The sequence below is a fragment of the Planotetraspora sp. A-T 1434 genome (genome assembly GCF_025420585.1).
In the GTDB taxonomy this organism is placed as follows: domain Bacteria; phylum Actinomycetota; class Actinomycetes; order Streptosporangiales; family Streptosporangiaceae; genus JAOEGB01.
Genome location: NZ_JAOEGB010000090.1, coordinates 1 through 812 on the forward strand (window position 1 = coordinate 1; position 812 = coordinate 812).

General features: G+C 71.2%; 1 protein-coding gene. It reads right to left on the reverse strand.

Features of this window, described 5'->3' with window-relative positions; all coding sequences use genetic code 11:
- On the reverse strand, positions 1 to 791 hold a 791-nt coding region (locus N5079_RS35080; RefSeq protein WP_261588532.1), incomplete at its 3' end, for a condensation domain-containing protein.
- Between the last annotated feature and the right edge of the window lie 21 nt (positions 792 to 812).

The following is an 812-nucleotide window of genomic DNA, read 5'->3' on the forward strand; positions in this document are numbered from 1 at the left end:
TGCGGCTCCAGGACCTCGTCGGTGAGCCGCTCCCGCTGCCAGACCGCGAAGTCTCCGTACTGCACCGCCAGCTCCCCCAGCCGCGGAGCCTCCCCCGCGACCGCCGCGTTGTAGTACACGGCCAGCTCGTGATGCAGCACCCCCAGAGACCACCCATCGGCCACACTGTGATGCGCCGTCACCACCAGCACATGGTCGTCGTCCGCCAGCCGCACCAGCAGCGCCCGCACCACCGGACCCGCCGCCAGATCGAACGGCCGCCCCACCTCCGCATCCACCACCTCCCCCAACCGCTCCCCGCGACCGGTCAGATCGCACACCGGGAAAGGAACCGACGCCTCCACGGCCACCCGCTGAAACGGCTCGCCGTCCACCACCGGGAAGCACACCCGCAGCGACTCGTGCCGGGCCACCACCGCCCCCAGCGCCGCCTCCAGAGCCGGGACCTCCAGCGCACCCCGCAGCCGCACCACCAACGGCACGTTGTAGACCGCCAGATCCCCCTGAAGCTGATCCAGGAACCACAACCGCTGCTGCGCGAACGACAGCGGCAACCGCCCCCGATCGGCCACCGGCACCACCGGAGCCAACTCCACCCGGCCGAACCCCGCCAACACCTCCCGCACACACCCGGCCAGACCCGCCACCGTCGGCGCCTGGAACACCGTACGCACCGGCACCTCCACACCGAAGGCATCCCGCACCCGCGCCACCAACCGCGTCACCATCAGCGAGTTCCCACCGCACAGGAAGAAGTCGTCATCGACCCCCACCCGCGCCAACCCCAGCACACCGGCGAAAACACCGGCGAG